The organism is Streptomyces sp. TN58 (genome assembly GCF_001941845.1).
Taxonomy (GTDB): domain Bacteria; phylum Actinomycetota; class Actinomycetes; order Streptomycetales; family Streptomycetaceae; genus Streptomyces.
Window position 1 is genome coordinate 450,458 of sequence record NZ_CP018870.1, and the last position, 18,163, is coordinate 468,620.

The 18,163-nt window shown below is 73.1% G+C and carries 18 protein-coding genes; 11 read left to right on the forward strand and 7 right to left on the reverse strand.

Annotated features, from left to right (window positions below):
- Positions 1–69: 69 nt before the first annotated feature.
- Both BSL84_RS02155 and BSL84_RS02160 read right to left on the reverse strand, forming a co-directional pair.
- Positions 70–2,487, reverse strand: a complete 2,418-nt coding sequence (locus BSL84_RS02155; RefSeq protein WP_030036918.1) for a SpoIIE family protein phosphatase — start codon at positions 2,485–2,487, stop codon at positions 70–72.
- Positions 2,484–6,503, reverse strand: coding sequence for a HAMP domain-containing protein (locus BSL84_RS02160; protein ID WP_075969676.1), 4,020 nt, complete (start codon positions 6,501–6,503; stop codon positions 2,484–2,486). Before BSL84_RS02160 ends, BSL84_RS02155 begins: the two co-directional genes overlap by 4 nt.
- 339 nt (positions 6,504–6,842) lie before the next feature.
- Here BSL84_RS02160 and BSL84_RS02165 point away from each other — a divergent pair, with 339 nt between their 5' ends.
- Positions 6,843–7,280 carry an ATP-binding protein gene (locus BSL84_RS02165; RefSeq protein ID WP_045321067.1) on the forward strand — a complete coding sequence of 146 codons (438 nt, stop codon included), beginning with the start codon at positions 6,843–6,845 and terminating at the stop codon, positions 7,278–7,280.
- Positions 7,281–7,303: 23 nt separating this feature from the next.
- On the opposite strand, the gene BSL84_RS02170 is transcribed toward BSL84_RS02165, so the two are convergent.
- Complete coding sequence (locus BSL84_RS02170; protein WP_030036924.1) at positions 7,304–7,648, reverse strand: STAS domain-containing protein; 345 nt, start codon at positions 7,646–7,648, stop codon at positions 7,304–7,306.
- A 216-nt stretch (positions 7,649–7,864) separates the two neighbouring features.
- Between BSL84_RS02170 and BSL84_RS02175 the strand changes: the two genes are divergently transcribed.
- From BSL84_RS02175 to BSL84_RS02190, 4 genes are all read left to right on the forward strand, one after another.
- Positions 7,865–8,791 carry a SigB/SigF/SigG family RNA polymerase sigma factor gene (locus BSL84_RS02175; protein ID WP_030036926.1) on the forward strand — a complete coding sequence of 309 codons (927 nt, stop codon included), beginning with the start codon at positions 7,865–7,867 and terminating at the stop codon, positions 8,789–8,791.
- A 9-nt stretch (positions 8,792–8,800) separates the two neighbouring features.
- Positions 8,801–9,133, forward strand: a complete 333-nt coding sequence (locus tag BSL84_RS02180; protein WP_051873571.1) for an STAS domain-containing protein — start codon at positions 8,801–8,803, stop codon at positions 9,131–9,133.
- Entirely contained in the window at positions 9,130–10,089 is a 960-nt protein-coding gene (locus tag BSL84_RS02185) for a sensor histidine kinase (protein WP_075969677.1), read from the forward strand. Before BSL84_RS02180 ends, BSL84_RS02185 begins: the two co-directional genes overlap by 4 nt.
- A gap of 179 nt (positions 10,090–10,268) precedes the next feature.
- The gene (locus BSL84_RS02190) at positions 10,269–10,700 is read left to right on the forward strand and encodes an ATP-binding protein (protein WP_051873572.1); all 432 of its coding nucleotides are present in this window, start codon (positions 10,269–10,271) and stop codon (positions 10,698–10,700) included.
- 128 nt (positions 10,701–10,828) lie between these two features.
- Here BSL84_RS02190 and BSL84_RS02195 read toward each other — a convergent pair whose 3' ends face one another.
- On the reverse strand, positions 10,829–11,260 hold the full coding sequence (locus tag BSL84_RS02195; protein ID WP_030036934.1) for a VOC family protein: 432 nt from the start codon (positions 11,258–11,260) through the stop codon (positions 10,829–10,831).
- A gap of 164 nt (positions 11,261–11,424) precedes the next feature.
- On the opposite strand from BSL84_RS02195, the gene BSL84_RS02200 reads away from it, so the two are divergent.
- From BSL84_RS02200 to BSL84_RS02210, 3 genes are all read left to right on the forward strand, one after another.
- Positions 11,425–11,874 carry an SRPBCC family protein gene (locus BSL84_RS02200; protein WP_030036935.1) on the forward strand — a complete coding sequence of 150 codons (450 nt, stop codon included), beginning with the start codon at positions 11,425–11,427 and terminating at the stop codon, positions 11,872–11,874.
- A gap of 5 nt (positions 11,875–11,879) precedes the next feature.
- Positions 11,880–12,704: a DUF1206 domain-containing protein gene (locus BSL84_RS02205; RefSeq protein WP_030036937.1), complete on the forward strand. Its 825-nt coding sequence runs from the start codon at positions 11,880–11,882 to the stop codon at positions 12,702–12,704.
- A 203-nt stretch (positions 12,705–12,907) separates the two neighbouring features.
- Entirely contained in the window at positions 12,908–13,696 is a 789-nt protein-coding gene (locus tag BSL84_RS02210; RefSeq protein WP_234363393.1) for a YihY/virulence factor BrkB family protein, read from the forward strand.
- A 29-nt stretch (positions 13,697–13,725) separates the two neighbouring features.
- Here BSL84_RS02210 and BSL84_RS02215 read toward each other — a convergent pair whose 3' ends face one another.
- Both BSL84_RS02215 and BSL84_RS02220 read right to left on the reverse strand, forming a co-directional pair.
- Positions 13,726–14,085 carry a hypothetical protein gene (locus tag BSL84_RS02215; protein ID WP_075969678.1) on the reverse strand — a complete coding sequence of 120 codons (360 nt, stop codon included), beginning with the start codon at positions 14,083–14,085 and terminating at the stop codon, positions 13,726–13,728.
- 211 nt (positions 14,086–14,296) lie between these two features.
- Positions 14,297–14,662 (reverse strand): PRC-barrel domain-containing protein, encoded by a 366-nt coding sequence (locus BSL84_RS02220; protein WP_030030462.1) that lies wholly within the window; start codon positions 14,660–14,662, stop codon positions 14,297–14,299.
- 195 nt (positions 14,663–14,857) lie between these two features.
- Here BSL84_RS02220 and BSL84_RS02225 point away from each other — a divergent pair, with 195 nt between their 5' ends.
- The 3 genes from BSL84_RS02225 to BSL84_RS02235 all read left to right on the forward strand — a co-directional run bounded on the left by BSL84_RS02225 (position 14,858) and on the right by BSL84_RS02235 (position 17,113).
- Positions 14,858–15,508, forward strand: coding sequence for an HAD family hydrolase (locus tag BSL84_RS02225; RefSeq protein ID WP_075969679.1), 651 nt, complete (start codon positions 14,858–14,860; stop codon positions 15,506–15,508).
- A gap of 196 nt (positions 15,509–15,704) precedes the next feature.
- Complete coding sequence (nadE, locus tag BSL84_RS02230; RefSeq protein WP_030030464.1) at positions 15,705–16,535, forward strand: ammonia-dependent NAD(+) synthetase; 831 nt, start codon at positions 15,705–15,707, stop codon at positions 16,533–16,535.
- A 74-nt stretch (positions 16,536–16,609) separates the two neighbouring features.
- Positions 16,610–17,113 (forward strand): YfbM family protein, encoded by a 504-nt coding sequence (locus tag BSL84_RS02235; RefSeq protein WP_075969680.1) that lies wholly within the window; start codon positions 16,610–16,612, stop codon positions 17,111–17,113.
- A 30-nt stretch (positions 17,114–17,143) separates the two neighbouring features.
- Here BSL84_RS02235 and BSL84_RS02240 read toward each other — a convergent pair whose 3' ends face one another.
- Entirely contained in the window at positions 17,144–17,977 is an 834-nt protein-coding gene (locus tag BSL84_RS02240; protein WP_420711116.1) for an IclR family transcriptional regulator, read from the reverse strand.
- Between the last annotated feature and the right edge of the window lie 186 nt (positions 17,978–18,163).

Genomic DNA, 18,163 nt, shown 5'->3' on the forward strand with positions numbered 1-18,163 from the left:
TCCCTCGACACTTGCGGACCGCGCTCAAGTTACCGGCAGGTACGGGCTGGTGGTCAACCGTGCGGGGCTTCAGCCCACCTGGATGCCGATCACGCAGGTGTCGTCGTCGGTGTCCGACCGGCTCCCGGCGAGCAGCCGGTCCAGCCGCGCGCCCAGGTCCCCGGCTCCGGCGGCGGCCGCGGTCACGAGATGGCCGAGCGAGTCCTGGACGGAGGAGTCCCGCCTTTCCACCAGCCCGTCCGTGAACATCAGCAGGGTGTCGTCCGGTTCGAGCTCCACCTCCCTCTCGCCGTACGTGACATCGGGCAGGGCGCCGAGGAGCAGGCCCTCGATGAGCGGGAAGGCCTCGGCCCCGCCACCGCGGACGAGGACCGGTGGCAGGTGGCCCGCGCGCGCCCAGCGCAGCACCCTGGTGCGCGGGTCGAAGATGCCGCACACGGCGGTGGCGGTCACGTGTTTGGCCAGGTTGTGGGTGACCGTGTTCAGCCAGGACAGCAGCTGGCCCGGGCCCGCGCCGGTGACGGCCAGACCGCGCAGGGCGTTGCGCAGCACGACCATGCCGGTGGCGGCCTCGATGCCGTGGCCGGCGACGTCGCCCACGGACAGCATGATGAGACCGGAGGGCAGAACCACGGTGTCGTACCAGTCGCCGCCGACGAGCGACTCGGTCTCGGCCGGCCGGTAGCGTACGGCGACCAGCAGGCCGGGAGCCTCGATGGCCGGCGGGGTGGGCGGCATGATGGCGTGCTGGAGCTGGAGGGCGAGCCGGTTGCGTTCGGCGGACTCGGCCTCGGTGTGGGCGAGCTGGTCCCTGGTCGCGGCCAGCGCCACCTCGGTCCAGTGCTGGGCCGAGATGTCCTGGTAGGCGCCCCGTACGGAGTGCAGTCGCCGGTCCGCGTCCAGAACGGGCTCGGCGACGACCCGGATGTGGCGGGTGATGCCGTCCGGGCGCTGGAGGCGGAAGTGCACGGACGAGGGTCGGCGGTGGTGCAGCAGCGCCCGCAGGAACCGGCCGAGGGCGGCGGAGTCGTCGGGGTGGGCGTGGTCGGGCAGTTCCCGCAGCCGGACGGGGGGCGCGGTGGCGGGGAGTCCGTGCAGGGCGTAGAGCTGGGCGTTCCAGGTGGTGTCCCCGGTGGCGAGGTTCTCCTCGAAGCCGCCGATCCGGCCCAGTCGCTGGGCGTGCTGGAGGAGGTTGGCCAGCCGGGCCGTCTCGTCCTCGATCCGCCAGATCAGCAGGACGGCGGCGCCGTGGCGGCTGACGCTGATGTCCGCGACCGAGGTGAGCGGGATCTGGTCGACCAGCGCGGTCAGGCTCATGCGTTCGGCCCGGAACGGCTCGCCCGTCGCGTGGACGCGCTCGATGATGTCGAACAGGCCGTTCTCGGCGGCGGCCATCGGGTAGGCCTCCAGCAGCAGTGCGCCGTTGACGTCGCCGCGCGGCCGTCCCACGGGGTCGACGAAGCGGCTGCCGGCGTGCCGGATGCGGAAGTCGGTGAGGCGGCCGTCGTGGTCGAGCACGGGGGTGAGCACCACGGCCGGGTCCTGGAGTCCTTCGGCGAGGTCGATGAGTTCCGCGACGTCCGGGAGCATCACGTCGGCCGCCGTCGGGTCGCCGGGCGGGGAGTCGTCCATGGTGTGGGCGCACAGCTCGGCCAGGGCCTCGACCTGCCGCTCGACCTGCGGGGGCTGTGGGGCGAGAGGTCCGGGCCAGCAGATTTCGAGGACTCCGTGGATCCGTCCGCCCGTCCCCGTCGGTACGGCCATCCGTCCGCCGTGGGGCCACTGGAGGTGGCCGATCGACGGCAGGCCCGCGCGTTCGAGCCGGGCGAGGGTCACCAGCCGGCGCTCCCGCAGGGCGAGTCCGGCGACGGTGGAGACGCCGGGGGGTACGTGGCGCCAGCGGACGGCCTCCCGGGGCGGGAACCCGGCGTGTCCGGCGAGGGCCAGCGAGCCGTCGGGCACGGCGGTCCACACGGCGACGGCGACGGCGCCCAGCGGCCGCAGGGCGTTGGTCAGCAGGGACTCGGCGACGGCCTGGGTGTCGGAGGCGGCGGCCAGCATGCCGCTCTCGGCGGTGCGCAGCCGCACCGACACGGTGGAGTGCTCGGCGGGGTCGGCAGGGCCGTCCGCGCTGCCGGCGCTCTCGACGAACGCGGCGGCGACCTCGCTGACGTGGTCGCGGGCGGCCTGGTTGACGATGTCGGCGGCGAGTTCGAGGCGTGACGTGCCGCTTTCCCGGCACAGGACGTCGAGCTGGCGGGCCGCCGCGGCCGGTGTGCAGTTCAGCTGCCCGATGAGGATGCCCTTGGCCAGTTCGACGAGGGCACGGCCGTCGGCGGCGGCCTGCGCCTCCAGCACTTCCCGGCGCAGCCGTTCGACGGTGGCGACGAGGCGCCCCAGCGGGGTCGGGGACTGGTGCGGGATCGCGCAGGCGGCCGGTGCCGACGGCGGGTGGACGGCGGCGCCGCGGGTCGTGTCCCCGCTCATCGGGTGAGCCAGTGCCGGACGCGGGCGATGAGGTCGTCGGCGTCCACCGGTTTGGTCACGTAGTCGCTGGCGCCGGCGGCGAGGCTCTTCTCCCGGTCCCCCGGCATGGCCTTGGCGGTGACCGCGATGATGGGCAGGGCCTCGTAGGCCGGCATCCGCCGGATCTCGGCGGTGGCCGCGTAGCCGTCCAGTTCCGGCATCATCACGTCCATCAGGATCAGGTCGACGTCGGCGTTGCCGGTGAGGGCTTCGATGCCCTTGCGGCCGTCCTCGGCGTGCAGCACGCGCATGCCGTGCAGTTCCAGGACGCCGCTGAGGGCGAAGAGGTTGCGGGCGTCGTCGTCGACGACGAGGACGGTGCGTCCGGCCAGGTCGCCGTCGGGCAGGTGGGCGTCCTGCCGGCAGGCGTCGGGGTGCACGAGCGGCAGCACGTCCCCGGGCTGTTCGGCCGACAGGTGCAGGGCGATGCGTTCGCGCAGTTCGTCCAGGCTGGACAGCAGCTCCACCCGGCGTGAGGCGGCCCGCTCCCGCAGGGCCTCCTCCTGGCCGGTGCGGACCCGGGGGTTGTTGTGGGCGAGGACGGGGAGCGAGGAGAGGGCCGGGTCCCCGTCGAGCGCGTCCAGGAAGCGCAGCGCTTCACCGTCGGGCATGTCCAGTTCCAGCACGACGCAGTGGAAGGCGTCGGAGGCCAGGGCGGCGGCCGCCTCCCGCGAGCTGGTGGCTCCCACGACCTGGATGCCGCCGCGCTCCCCCGGCGCGTGGGGGTGGGGGGCGAAGTCCCGGTCGGCGCTCTCGGCCACGAGGGAGAGCAGGCCGTTGGGCCGTTCCTCGATCACCAGCAGGCGGCGGGCGCGCCGCTGTGCCGGGAGGGCGGGTGTGTCCCGGCGGCCCTCCGCGCCGGTCGCGGCGGTCTCGGTCCCGGGTGAGCCGGCCGGGGCTTCGTCGGCGGGCGGGGCGTCTTCGTCGTCGGCGCGGCTGACCGGCAGGTAGAGGGTGAAGGTGCTGCCGTGGCCCGGGGTGCTCTCCGCGGTGACGGCCCCGCCGAGGAGCTGGGCGATCTCGCGGCTGATGGAGAGGCCGAGGCCGGTGCCGCCGTACTTGCGGCTGGTGGTGCCGTCGGCCTGCTGGAAGGCTCCGAAGACGGACTCCAGCTGCTGCTCGGGGATGCCGATGCCGGTGTCGCGTACCCGGAAGGCCAGCATGGGGCCGCGCCGGGAGACGCCGGCGGGGACCTCCGGGGCCGTGGCCGGTTCGATGCGCAGTTCGACGCCGCCGCGCTCGGTGAACTTGACCGCGTTGGACAGCAGGTTGCGCAGGATCTGGCGCAGCCGCGAGTCGTCGGTGAACAGGTCGTCGGGGGCGTCGGGGGCGGTGGTGACGGTGAAGTCGAGGCTCTTCTGGGTGGTCATCGGCCGGAAGGTGGCGTCGACGTATTCGAGCAGCTGGGGCAGGTGCACCCGCTCGGGGTTGATGTCCATCTTGCCCGCCTCGACCTTCGACAGGTCGAGGATGTCGTTGATGAGCTGGAGCAGGTCGGAGCCGGCCGAGTGGATGATGCCCGCGTACTCGACCTGCTTGGGGGTGAGGTTGCGGGTGGGGTTCTGTGCGAGCAACTGGGCGAGGATGAGCAGGCTGTTGAGGGGGGTGCGCAGTTCGTGGCTCATGTTGGCCAGGAACTCCGACTTGTAGGTGGAGGCCAGCGACAGCTGCTGGGCCCGGGCCTCCAGTTCCTGCCGGGCCTGTTCGATCTCCAGGTTCTTGGCCTCGATGTCGCTGTTCTGGCTGGCGAGGAGGGCGGCCTTCTCCTCCAGTTCGGCGTTGGAGCGCTGGAGTTCCTCCTGCTGGACCTGGAGCTCCTCCGAGCGGGCCTGGAGTTCGCCGGTGAGGCGCTGGGACTCGCCGAGGAGTTCGTCGGTCCGGGCGTTGGCGACGATGGTGTTGACGTTGGTGCCGATGGTCTCCATCAGCTGGGCGAGGAAGTCCCGGTGTACGGGGGTGAAGGCGCTGAAGGAGGCGATCTCGATGACGCCGAGCACCTGGTCGTCGACGACGATCGGCAGGATGATCAGGCTGCCCGGGGTGGTGTGGCCGAGCCCGGAGGAGATGATGTAGTCGCCGGGGACCCGGTCGGTGGCGATGATGCGGTGGCTGCGGGCCGCCTGGCCGACGAGGGACTCCCCGAGGGCGAACCTCGTGCCCTCCCGGGCGTCCGCGGGACGGCCGTAGGAGCCGACGAGGGTGAGCACGGTTCCGCCGGGGGTGTCCTCGGCGAGGTAGAAGGCGCCGTACTGGGCGGCGACCAGCGGGGTCAGTTCGTCCATGACGAGTTCGGCGACGACCGCCAGGTCGCGGTGGCCCTGCATCAGGCCGGAGATCCGGGCGAGGTTCGACTTCAGCCAGTCCTGCTCCTGGTTGGCCCGGGTGCTCTCGCGCAGCGAGCCGACCATGGAGTTGATGTTGTCCTTTAGTTCGGCGACCTCGCCGGAGGCGTCGACCGTGATCGAGCGGGTCAGGTCTCCCTCGGCGACGGCGCTGGCGACCTCGGCGATGGCCCGGACCTGGCGGGTGAGGTTCCCGGCCAGCTCGTTGACGTTCTCGGTGAGCCGCTTCCAGGTGCCGGAGACGCCTTCGACCTCGGCCTGGCCGCCCAGCCTGCCCTCGCTGCCGACCTCGCGGGCGACGCGGGTGACCTCGGCGGCGAAGGAGGACAGCTGGTCGACCATCGTGTTGATGGTGGTCTTCAGTTCCAGGATCTCGCCGCGGGCGTCCACGTCGATCTTCTTGGACAGGTCGCCGTTGGCGACGGCCGTCGTGACGAGGGCGATGTTGCGGACCTGGCCGGTGAGGTTGTTCGCCATGGAGTTGACGTTGTCGGTGAGGTCCTTCCAGGTGCCCGCCACGTTGGGGACCCGGGCTTGGCCGCCGAGGCGGCCCTCGGTGCCGACCTCGCGGGCCACCCGCGTCACCTCGTCGGCGAACGCGGACAGCGTGTCGACCATCGTGTTGATGACGCCGGCCAGCGCGGCGACCTCGCCCTTGGCCTCCACCGTGATCTTCTGCGACAGGTCGCCGCGGGCCACGGCGGTGGCGACCTGGGCGATCGATCTGACCTGTCCGGTCAGGTTGGACGCCATGACGTTGACGTTGTCGGTGAGGTCCTTCCAGGTGCCGGACACCCCCCGGACCGTGGCCTGCCCGCCCAGGTTGCCCTCGGTGCCGACCTCGCGGGCCACCCGGGTGACCTCGTCTGCGAACGCGGACAGCTGGTCGACCATCGTGTTGATGGTCTCCTTCAACTCCAGGATCTCCCCGCGGGCGTCCACCCGGATCTTCTGCGTCAGATCGCCCTGCGCCACGGCGGTGGTGACCTCGGCGATCGAACGGACCTGGGCGGTCAGGTTGTCGGCCATGACGTTGACCGATTCCGTCAGGTCCTTCCACGTACCGGAGACGCCCTTGACGTCGGCCTGGCCGCCGAGCCGGCCCTCGGTGCCGACCTCGCGGGCCACCCGGGTCACTTCCCCGGCGAACCCGGAGAGCTGGTCGACCATCGTGTTGATGGTCTCCTTCAGCTCCAGGATCTCCCCGCGAGCGGTGACGGTGATCTTCTGGGAGAGGTCGCCCTTGGCAACGGCCGTCGCGACCTGGGCGATGGAACGCACCTGGGCGGTGAGGTTTCCGGCCATGAAGTTGACCGAATCGGTGAGGTCCAGCCAGGCACCGCCGACGCCGGGCACGTCGGCCTGCCCGCCCAAAGTCCCCTCGGTACCCACCTCGCGGGCGACCCGCGTCACCTCGGAGGTGAACAGCGACAGCTGGTTCACCATCCCGTTGAAGACGGTGGCGATCTCCCCGAGCAGCCCGTCCGCCCCGTCGGGCAGCCGGGTACGGAAGTCCCCGTCCCGTACGGCGGTCAGCCCGGCCAGCAACTGGCGCAGCTCCAACTCGCCGATTCCGCCGCCATCCGGAAACGCCGGGGCACCGCCCCGTGGATCCGCGCCCGCCCGCTCGGCCATCCGTCACCCTCACTCTCGTTACCGACCGCGCCGACACGCGGACAGGACAGCGCCCTGGAACCAGGGCATGCCGGCTCGCCCGGTCCAGCGGATCCCCCTTCGCCGCGGCACCGGTCCGGTGAAGGCTAACGCCGTCGGAGGCGCGATGGAGCACGGCCGATCACCACGGCGGCCGGCGCGTCCGGCGATCCCGGGAAGCCCGGTGGCCCGGAGCCTTCACCTCACAGGCCCGAACTCGCGTTCCCAGCAGGGTGCTTCGGGAAACCTCGGATGCGTCCGCGGGCGCCGGGTAGACGAACCGGTACCGAACGGCACAACGACGGAAAAGGGGTGAGGACCTTGGCGGTCAAGGCAGTGGGCTGGGCACGCTCGTTCCCGGTTTCGGAGGGCGTCCGGGCGGCGCGGCAGTGGACCGCCGCGCACCTGGCGTCACTGCCGTGGAACGCATCGGCGGCCGACACCGTGGACTCCGTGCTGCTCTGCGTTTCCGAACTCGTCACCAACGCCCACCTGCACGCCTTCGGCACCGCGCACCTGGTGCTGACCTGGGACGGACGCTGCCTCCACGTCAGCGTCGCCGACTCCGATCCCCGGATTCCCCGCGCCCGGACCCCCGACGGAGACGCGAGCGCCACCTCCGGCCGCGGACTGGGAATCGTCACCGCCCTGGCCGACTCCCTCGACGTGCACGCCTGCCACGGAGGCAAGTCGATCACCGCCTGCTTCCGGCCCGCGGGCGGGCCGGACCCGCACGGCACCGGGCCGTGCGGCGACTGACCCGCACCCGGAGCCCGGCAGGTTCACGCCGCGACGGCGTCCTCGACCGTCGCGTGCAGGGAGAGGACGGTGTCGGCGCCGGTGACGGCGAAAAGCCGTCGCAACTGCTCGCCCGGGGCGGCGATGCGCAGCGCGGTGCTGTGGTGCAGGCGCAGCAGCAGGTTCAGGAACGAGGAGTCGCCGAAGGTGATGGACCCGGCGTCCAGAACCACCAGGGGGTGCCGGCCGGCGGCCTCGGTGAGCGCCTCTTCCAGCGGATTCAACGTGTCCTGGTCCAGTTCCCCGTGGGCCGCCACCACCCAGCCGTCGCCCGCCTGGTAGCCCTCCCCCACCACTCCCGGCCGGTACGCGTCCCCGAGTCCGCTCATCTCCGCCTCCACGGATCGCCGCCTGTACGTTGTCGTCAAGGGAGTATGCCTGCTCACGGCGGCGGCACCGCGCCCCCGGGGCCGGCCGGCGCCGGGGACGGGGTGCCGCACGGTGCGCGACGCGGTGGAAACTCGTGCGGCTGAGATGTGTGGAATCGAAAAGCCGGGGCACAAGCGCCTCGGCAGCCGCAGTCAATCGGGAGGGAGCGGCCAACCATGTCTCGCTCGGCCACTGTCGTAGGCCCCGTTCGTGCAACCGACGTGCACGTCCCCGTCCGTGACCTGGAGGACCCTGGAGCACCGGCGCGGGACGAGGAACTGTCGCAGGTGGAGAACGCCCGCGAGATGTCGCCGGCCGACGCGCGTGAGCTGTCGCGTCACTTCTTCCGGCGGCTGCGGGCCCTGGAGGAGGGCACGCACGAGTACCAGTACACGCGCAACACCCTCATCGAGATGAACCTCTCCCTCGTCCAGTTCGCCGCACGGCGCTTCCGGGCCCGCGTGCTCGGCGGCGGTCTGGACATGGACGACATCATCCAGGTGGGGACCATCGGCCTCATCAAGGCCATCGACCGCTACGACCTCGACCGCGAGGTGGAGTTCTCCACGCTCGCCCTGCCCTACATCACGGGCGAGATCAAGCGGTACTTCCGCGACACGACCTGGGCGGTGCACGTCCCCCGCCGCCTGCAGGAGCTGCGTACGGAACTCGCCAAGGCCCAGGAGGCCCTGACCGACGTACTGGGCCGTGCTCCGACGGTCAAGGAGGTCGCCGAGCACCTGGAACTGTCCGAGGACGAGGTCATCGACGGGCTGGTGGCCGCGAACGGCTACACGAGCGGCTCCCTCGACACCTCCGGCGCCGACGGCGACGCACCGTCCGCGCCGAACGGGACGACCCGGCCGCTGGCGGAGCGCCTCGGCGAGGTCGATCCGGCCATGGAGCTCTTCGAGGAGTTCCACACCCTCGCGCCCCTGCTGGAGGAACTCGGCGAGCGCGACCGGCGGATCCTGCAGATGCGCTTCGGCCAGGACAAGACCCAGGCCGAGATCGGCGCCGAACTGGGCATCTCGCAGATGCAGGTCTCCCGCCTGCTCTCCCGCACCCTGGCACGCCTGCGCGCCGGCATGCTCACGGAGTAGGCGTGCACCATGACGCCGAGTCCGCGCGCGACGGCGCCGCTGACCGCCCTGCCGCTGCGGGGCCGCCCCGGCGCGCGCCTGAACGGCAGCTGCGACCTCGACAGCCGGCAGGCCCTGTCCGGCGTCCTCGGGCTCGTGGCCGGCATCCCCGGCGCGGTCGTCCACCTCGATCTCTCCACCGTGCCCTTCTGCGACGCGGACTCGGTCGCGGCGCTCGTACGGACGTCGGCGGCCCTCAGCGCCCAGGGCCGGCGCCTGCTGCTCCACGACCCGCCGTACTCACTGCGCAGGGTGGTGGAGATGTTCCCGGAGGAGTGCGCCGCGCTGGAGGTCGCAGCATGATCACTGTTCCGGCCCCCGCCGGGCCGGGGGCCTTCGTCCATCCCGCCTTCTTCTACCGGGACCTCGACGAGTACGTGGCGGGCGTGGGCGGCTTCGTACGCGCCGCCCTCGCGGACGACGAGCCGGTGCTGGTCGCCGTACCGGGGCCGCACCTGGGGGTCCTGCGCGACAGCCTCGACGCGGACGACGGCGCCCGGGTCACGTGGACGGACATGACGGAGCTGGGCCGCAACCCGGGCCGGATCCTGGCCGCCCTGCAGGACTTCGCAGACCGCGACCCGGCCCGGCCGGCGCGGATCGTCGGCGAACCGATCTGGCCGGGCCGCACACCTGCCGAAGTGCTGGAGGCCACCCGCCACGAGGCCCTCATCAACACGGCCTTCGCCGGCCGGCCCGCGACCGTCCTGTGCCCGTACGACGTCGTCGGGCTGGCCCCCGCCGCGGTGCGGGACGCCCGGCGCACACACCCCCTGCTCGTGGAGGGGGGCCTGGGCATGCCGAATCCGGCCTACACCGGGCTCCCGGGGCTTTCGGCGGACCTCGACCGCCCGCTGCCCGAGCCCGCCGGGCCGGTGGCCCGGCTCGTGTACGCGCGCGGCGGCCTGGCCGAGGTGCGCGAGTACGCCGAGGGCTGGGGGCGCGGGACCGCCCTGAGCCCGTCGCGCCGCGGCGACCTGGTCCTGGCGATCAGCGAGGCCGCGGCCAACTCCGTGTCCCACGGCGGCGGGAAGGGCACTCTGCGCCTGTGGACCGTCGACGGGCCCGCGGCGGGCGTCGTAGCGGAGATCCATGACGACGGCCGGCTGGCCGACCCGCTGGCCGGGCGGCGGCGGCCTTCCCTCGCCTCCGCCGACGGCGGCCGTGGCCTGTGGATGATCCACCAGCTCTGCGACCTGGTGGAGGTCCGTGCCACGGAGGTCGGCCTGACGCTGCGCCTGCACGTGGCCACGCCCTGAGAGCGGCTGTCGCCTACAATGTCACGCGCCTGCCAGAGCGACCACCGGACGCCTGCGGTATGTGGGCTGTGTCGTACATCGTCGTGGCCGCGCCGGGCATACGCCTGTGACAGAGACCAGTGCGAACGCGGGGGTGAGAGAGCTCAGTGGAGACCGTCGGAGCGGAAACGGGTGATCCTGTGGGTGTCGGCCATCCCGCCGCGGTGCAGCGCCGCCGGCTCGCCCTGACGGGCGTCCGCGGTTCCGTGGCCAAGGGGCGCGATTTCACGCGCCAGGCCCTGCGGGACTGGGGCTGGGACGGGACCGAGACCGCCGAGGACACCCTGCTCCTCGTGTCCGAGCTGCTGACGAACGCGTCCCTGCACGCCGGCGGCTGCCACGAGCTCGTCCTGGTCAGCGGGAAGGTGTTGCGCATCGAGGTGTACGACGGCACGACGACCCTTCCCCGCCGCGACCCGGCACCCCGGCGCGGCGTCCCCGGCGGCCACGGCCTCCACATAGTGGAGCGGCTGTCCGATCGCTGGGGTTCCGACGTCCACGCCGCCGGCAAGGCCGTCTGGGCCGAGATCGAAGCCGCCCGACTGGTCTCCGGCGACACGGCGGGAAGCTGAGGGGATGTCCGTGGTGCTGCCCGTGCTCGTGGATCGCAGCGGGCACGGCCGGGTCCCGCACTCCTGAAGCCGGTGCGGGACGGAGACCGATACCGGGCCGCCACGCGGCCTGGACGGTTGAACACGCCTCACGGCTGAGGGCCCCCGGCGGGCCGGGCGGGGTCCTCCCGCACGGCCGCGAGGACGAACGCGTGCCCCGCCGGGTCCGCGTAGCGGCGCAGGGTCGTGCGGTTGTCCGGGCGGGTGCCGTCCTCCTCGGCCGCCACCGGGCGCGCCCCGAGGGCGACGGCCTCGCGTTCGGCCTCGTCGAGGGCGTCCTCCGCCACCAGGATCCGCAGGTGGACGTCCTGGGAGCCCTCCGGCAGCGGCCAGCTCGGCGTCGCGCGGTGCGGGTCGCGGCGGACGCCGAGCAGGGGGCCGGCGCGGCCGGTGACCAGGAACAGTTCACCGTCGTCGGTGGCCGGGCCCGCCGACGCGCCGAGCAGTCGCGCGTAGAACCGGGCCAGCGGCTCCGGTTCGGCGCAGTCCAGGACGATCACGCTTGTCTTGAGTACGGTCATGGACCGCGTGTGCCCTGCGTCGCCCTCCGTACACGTACCGTGCCGGCCTCTGCTGCGGGCCGGCGCATGGCGCCGGCCCGGCCGGGTAGCCGCGCTGCGAGACGTCCAGACGGACGCCCGCGCCTCGGGGGTGCGGGACTGCAGACGACAGGGAAGGGGTGCGCATGTCGCACGTCGAGGAGTATGTCGAGGTCAACGTGCCGGTACGCACGGCCTACAACCAGTGGACACAGTTCGAGGACTTCCCCGCCTTCATGGAGGGTGTCGAGCGCATCGACCAGCGCACGGACACGCTGACCCACTGGGTGACGAACGTGAACGGGGTGCGGCGCGAGTTCGACGCGCAGATCACCGAACAGCTCCCGGACCGGCGCGTCGCGTGGATGACGGTGGACGGCGAGGCCCGCCAGGCAGGGCTCGTCACCTTCCAGCCGATCGACGCGACCACCACCAAGGTCGTCCTGCGCATGAACTGGGTGCCCGACGGACTGGCCGAGGCCGCCGCCGACAAGCTCGGTTTCGTCAAGCGGCAGGTCACGGGTGACCTGAAGCGGTTCAAGATGTTCATCGAGTCGCGCGGGGTCGAGACGGGCGCCTGGCGGGGCGAGGTCTGACCCCCATGAGCGGCGAGGCTGCGAGCAGGGGCGCCCGGACCGTGTCGCGGGGCGGCACGGTCCGGGCGGTCGCGGGCAGATGCGGGCTGGTGGCGCACGGGGTGCTGTACGCCCTGATCGGGGTGCTTGCCGTGCGCGTCGCCTTCGGCGGCGGCGGTGGTCAGGAGGCCGACCGGCAGGGCGCCCTCCAGGAACTCGCGGACAAGCCCCTCGGCTCGGTCCTCATTTGGGCCGTCGGCATCGGCCTCGTGTGCATGGCGCTGTGGCGGCTGTCGGAGGCGGTCTTCGGTGCGGCCGAGCCGGAGGGCGACAAGCCGGCCAAACGGCTGGCCGCGGCGGCCCGCTGCGTGTTCTACGCGGTGGTGGCCTTCTCGGTGTTCGCGTTCGCCGCGGGCGGCGGCGGGAACTCCGGGGACGAGCAGTCGCGGGACATGACCTCGAAGGCGCTCGGCCTGCCGGCCGGCCAGTGGCTGGTGGGCGCCGTCGGACTCGGGATCGCCGTCGCGGGTGTGGTCATCGCGGTGCAGGCGGCCCGGCGCGACTTCCGGCGGCACCTCGCCATGGGCGGGGCATCCCGGGGCTGGCGCAAGGCGGTCGACTTCCTAGGGGTGGGCGGCGGGCTGGCCCGCGGAGCCGTGTTCGCGGCGGCGGGGGGCTTCATCCTGTACGCGGCGGTGCGCTACGACCCGGGGCAGGCGAAGGGGCTCGACGACACGCTCAGGTCGTTCTCCCTGACCCCGGCGGGGCCGTGGCTGCTGGTCGCGGTCGCCGTCGGACTGGCCCTGTACGGGGCCTTCGACTGGGCGATGGCGCGGTGGCGCGAGGTGTGAGCGGTGAGCCGCCTGAGGTGCCTCAGGCGGCCGGGCCGGTACGCGGGGGCACCGGGCGCATGGGCGCGGCCGCGGGCGGGCACGCGCAGGGGGTGACCGACATCCCCCGCGCCGCTTCGCGTCGAGGCGCTCCGCCCGCCGTCCCTTCCGTCCGCGGCCTCGCGGCGCGCACCCGCGCCGAGTTACGGCGTACCGCCGTCCGCGTGTGGACGGACAACCTGGCCGACCACGCGGCCGCCCTCACCTACTACGCCCTGCTGGCGCTGCTGCCGGCGCTCGTCATCGCCGTCTGCGTGGTCGGACTGCTGGGCGGGGCGCGCCGGGAGCAGCTCGTCGCCGAGCTGACCGCCTACGCGCCGCCGCAGTCGGCCCAGGTCCTCCGCGAGGCTCTGGGAAGCCTTCCCGAAGGCCATTCGTCGATGTGGGCTCTGCTGCTCGGCGGGGTGGTGAGCGCGCTGTGGTCGGCGTGCAGTTATCTGGCGGTGTTCCGCCGCGCCCTGCACACGATGCACCGGGTGCCGGACACGCGGCGTCCGCTGCGCGCCGCGCACACCCTCGTCGTCCACGCGGCGCTGCTGCTGGTGCTGCTCGTCGTCGGGGCCGTGGGCCTGGTCGTGTCCGGGCCGCCGGCCCGGTGGGCCGCGCGGGTCGTGGGGGCGGGTGGCGCGGAAGCCGTCTCGCTGCTGCGCTGGCCCGTGCTGCTGGTGGTCGTGACCCTCTTGGTGCTGGTCCTCTTCCGGACCGGGCCGGCGCAGAGCCGGGGGACCCGGCGGGGCCTGCCCGGCGGCGTACTGGCGGCGCTGCTGTGGCTGGCCGCCTCGGGGCTCTTCACGCTGTACACGCAACTGGACACCTACGGCCGGCTGTACGGGTCGCTGGCGGGGATCGTGGTCTTCGTCGTCTGGCTCTGGTTCGCCAACCTGGCGCTGGTCACCGGAGCCCAGTTCAACGCCGAGCGGGCGCGTGAGCAGGCGGCCGGGCCGCGGGCCTGAGGCCCCGGCGGCCCGGCCGCCTCGGGGGACTACTTCGCGCGCCGGGCCCGTCGGGCGCGGCGCGCGAGCACGGCGGCGGCCACCACGCCGGTGACGGTGGCCAGGGCGGTGCGGTTGGCCCGTGCCAGGGCCGCGGCCCGACCGGCCCGGGCCTTCACGGGGGTGAGGTCGCGCTGCCCTGCGATTCGTCCGGCACGGGTGGCGGCGTCCCGGACGCGCGTCGCCGTCCGCAGCGCCCCGGAGCGGACGGGATCGGGCGTCCTGTCCTCCACGAGACGCCCGACGTGCGCGGCCGTGTCCCGGAGGCGGCCCGTCGCACGTTCGACGTGCCTGCGCAGCTCCGCCGGGCCGGGGACGGACTTCTCGTTCACGTGCGGTATGAGCGCCATGGCGATGGTCTCTCCTCGAAGTGGTCTTTGTGGGCTCGGAGTTGTGCACTCCCGGTGTGTGTGCTGCGCGGGTACCCGGCGACGGCGCGATCACGCGCACGGGGCGGGGAAACGTACCGGCGGATCACAGGGGCGTGGGGGCACGGCACGGCCGTGGGCCCGAACTCGGGGAGTTCGGGCCCACGGCCTCGCAGCGTCGGACTCGGGCCGGTCAGAGCGGCGGGAGCCCGATACGGGTGGTGGCGTAGTAGGTGCCCAGTTCCTGGTGGTAGTCCCGGTCGCCGAGGTGCTTCTCGCGGTGGAACTCGGGCGCGTCCTTGATCTGGCCCTTGGTGCGGTCCACGTACACGATCCGCTCCTCCGGGTCGATGCTGACGACGGTGCTCGCCGGCAGCAGCACCTCCTTGCCGAAGATCCAGACGCCGGTGTCCACGACCAGGTAGGCGTCACCGACCTCGTCGGAGTGCTTGTCCACCTTGCCGATGCTGCCGTCGGTCGCCTCGACCTTGTAGCCGGTCAGGTCGGTGCCGGCCAGGTGGCCCGAGGTCGACTTGTAACTCCACACATGCTCAGTCACGCGGAAACAACTCCTCCGGTGGACGGGGGACGGCGGGGACTTCCGGCCGTCCGTCCTTCTTCGTACGTCGTGCACGGGGTGTTGGTGCCCCCCGTGCACTCCGCCTGCCCCGCCTCCGGCGCCTCATGCGCGCGGACGGAACCGCCCGGCCGGCCCGGCCACCACCCGCCCGGCCCCGGAACCTATGCTGCGGGGATGATCAGGCCGATTGAACTCGTCATCTTCGACTGCGACGGCGTCCTCGTCGACACCGAGCGCGTCGCGACGCGCGTCCAGGTCGCGTTGGGGGCGGAGCTGGGGTGGCCGCTCACCGAGGGCGATGTGATCGACCTGTTCATCGGGCGGTCCAACGCGTCGGTGCGGGAGCAGGTCGCGGCCCGGCTCGGCGAGGGGACGGCCGACGTGTGGGCGAAGCGGTTCGAGCGGCTGCACCGCGAGGCGGTGGACGCCGGCCTGGCCCCCGTCGAGGGGCTTCCCGAGGCGCTTGACGCGATCACCCTGCCGACCTGTGTCGCCTCCAGCGGCTCCCACGAGAAGATGCGCCACACCCTGGGCCGCACCGGGCTCTACGACCGCTTCGTGGGCCGCATATACAGCGCCACGGAGGTGGCGCGCGGCAAGCCGGCCCCTGACCTCTTCCTGTACGCGGCGCAGCGGATGGGCGTCGACCCGGGGTCGTGCGTGGTGGTGGAGGACAGCCGTCCGGGTGTGGAAGCGGCCCGCGCCGCCGGGATGCGGGCCTTCGGTTTCGGGGGCGGGATGACCCCGCCGGAACGGCTCGAAGGGCCGGGGACGCGGGTGTTCCACGACATGCGCGACCTGCCCGCTCTCCTCGCGGCGGGATGAGGGGGCGTCCCGCCGACGGGCTTCCCGCCGGCGGGCTTCCCCCGCCGCGCCACCGCCCTGAGCTGCGCTTCGCGGCGTCTGCGCCGGAGTGCTTCCGGCCTCTCCTCTCCTCTAGAGTGCTTCCGGCCCTCCTCGCGCCTGCGGACCGCCCCGCGGCGCGAACCGAACTGTCCGCGGGCCCGACCGAGGAGCAATCGTGACCGACCAGGCGTCCATATCCCTGCAGCAGCAGATCGCCCGGGACCTCCAGGTGAGCGCGTCCTTCGACGCCCGGGAGGAGATCGAGCGCCGCGTCGCCTTCCTCGCCGACCGGCTGGTCTCCACCGGCCTGCGCTCGCTGGTCCTGGGCATCAGCGGCGGTGTGGACTCCACGACCGCCGGCCGGCTGTGCCAGCTCGCGGTCGAGCGGGTGCGTGCCGCCGGGCACGAGGCGGTGTTCTTCGCGATGCGGCTGCCGTACGGTGTCCAGGCGGACGAGTCGGACGCGCAGTTGGCGCTGGAGTTCATCCGGCCCGACCGGGTCCTGACCGTCGACGTGAAGGCGTCGAGCGACGCCGCCCTGGAGGCGGTGCTGGCGGGCGGCACGGTCTTCCGCGACGAGCACCAGCAGGACTTCGTCCACGGCAACATCAAGGCCCGTCAGCGCATGATCGCCCAGTACGCGGTGGCGGGCGCGCACGCGGGGCTGGTGGTGGGCACGGACCACGCCGCCGAAGCGGTGTCCGGCTTCTTCACCAAGTTCGGCGACGGTGCGGCCGACGTGGTCCCGCTCACCGGCCTGACCAAGCGCCGGGTGCGGGCGACGGCGGAGGCGCTGGGCGCGCCGTCCGCGCTGATCTGGAAGACGCCGACCGCCGACCTGGAGACGCTGAAGCCGGGTCTGGCCGACGAGGAGGCGCTCGGCGTCACCTATGACGACATCGACGACGTCCTGGAGGGCAAGCCGGTCGACGCGGCCGCCCTCGACATCATCGTCAAGCGCTACCACGCCACCGAGCACAAGCGGCAGCTGCCGATCGCTCCCTGACCGGCGCGGGGGGCGCCCGACTGCTCCATGTGCGGTCCGAAGTTCCTGTCGGTGCCCGCGTCTACGGTGGGGCCATGAGCATGATCGGGCAGTACCTCCGCCTCACCCCCGCCGAACTCGACCGAGCCTCGCGCGACCCGGACTGGGCGGCCGAGCACACGCACGGGCTGTACGACCGTGACGACCCGGCCGCTCGATCCCGCGTTCACGAGACCGACAAGGCCTGGCACGCCCTGGACTTCCTGCTGACCCGGCGCGGCTTCCCGGTGGACGTGGTCTTCGGGGAGGCCGCGATGCCCTGGCCGGAGGGCCAGGACTGGGGCTACGGGCCGCCCCGGCTGCTGACCGCGGACCGGGTGCGGGCCGCCGCGGACGCCCTGGACGACCCCGCCTACGCCCCCGACGTCCTGGCCGACGGCGTCAGCCCGGCCGACCTGGCCGCGGCGAACGTCTACCCGCAGATCGTCTGGGAGCGGGGCGAGGAGCCGGCCTGGGTCGCGTCCTACTGGGCCGCCCTGGGGGCCTGGCTGCGTACGGCCGCCCGCGACGGGGACGCCCTGCTGGTCTGGATCTCCTGAGCGGAGCCGGGGTCCTCTGGTGGGGGGCGCTCAGGCGGAGGTGGACAGGATGGGGTCCTCCGGCCTGCGGGCCGCGGGCCGGGTGCTGCCGGCGACGATCAGGGCGAGCAGGACCGCGGCCGCCTCGCTCTGCAGGATCCGTGCGGCCTGCTTCAGCCGGCCGGGGTCGGGGACGGGGATGGACAGGGCCACGCATTCGGGGTTGCGGCCGGCGGTGATCGGCACCGCCGCGCACACCGTGCCGAGGGCGTACTCCTGGAGGTCGAGGAGGGGCGTGTCGGGCGGGCGTCCGTCGAGTTGCAGGAAGAGGACCTGCTGACTGGTCAGGGTGTGGGTGGTGAAGGGCGTGAGCGGGTGGCGGGACAGGTGGTCGCGCCGCTCCTCGTGGTCCAGTTGGGCCAGTAGCGCCTTGCCGAGCGCGGAGGCGTGGGCGGCGGCGCGGAAGTCGACCCACTCCTCGACGACGGGTGCGGCCGGGCCGTCCGCGTACTGGGTGATGGCGACCTCGCCGTCGGTGTAGCGGGCGACGTAGACGGCGGCGCCGACCGCGTCGCGCACCCAGGCCAGGGTCTCGCGCAGATGCCCACGGCCCTCCGCCCCGTCCGTCTCGCCCGGCAGCAGGGCGTGGCCGGCGGCATAGGCGTCCGGTCCGATCGGCGTCGCGAGATCCGCGCGGACCAGCTGTTCGACGGCCCGGGTGAGGACCAGCTGCGGCAGCTTCGTCTCACGGGCGATCTGGGTCAGGTTCACCCCGCCCGCGTGGCGGTTGACGACTTCCAGGACGCGCAGGGCCCGGTGGACGCATTCCAGCGCCGGCGGGGCGGGGCGTCCTTCGGGGGACGGGCGGGCCGCATGGGTCGACAGCGGCCGTTTCAGCGCTTCGAGGGACCAACCGTTCGCCTGTTCCGTGAGGTGCAGCGGGTTGAGCCGGGCGTTCCGGGCGACGGCCACGGCGACCTGCGGGCCGGCCGTGTAGACCTCCCCCAGGTCGGGGTGCTCCTTGCGGGGGCGCGCCATGAGGGCCTGCCGCAGCCGCGCCGGGAGCCGCAG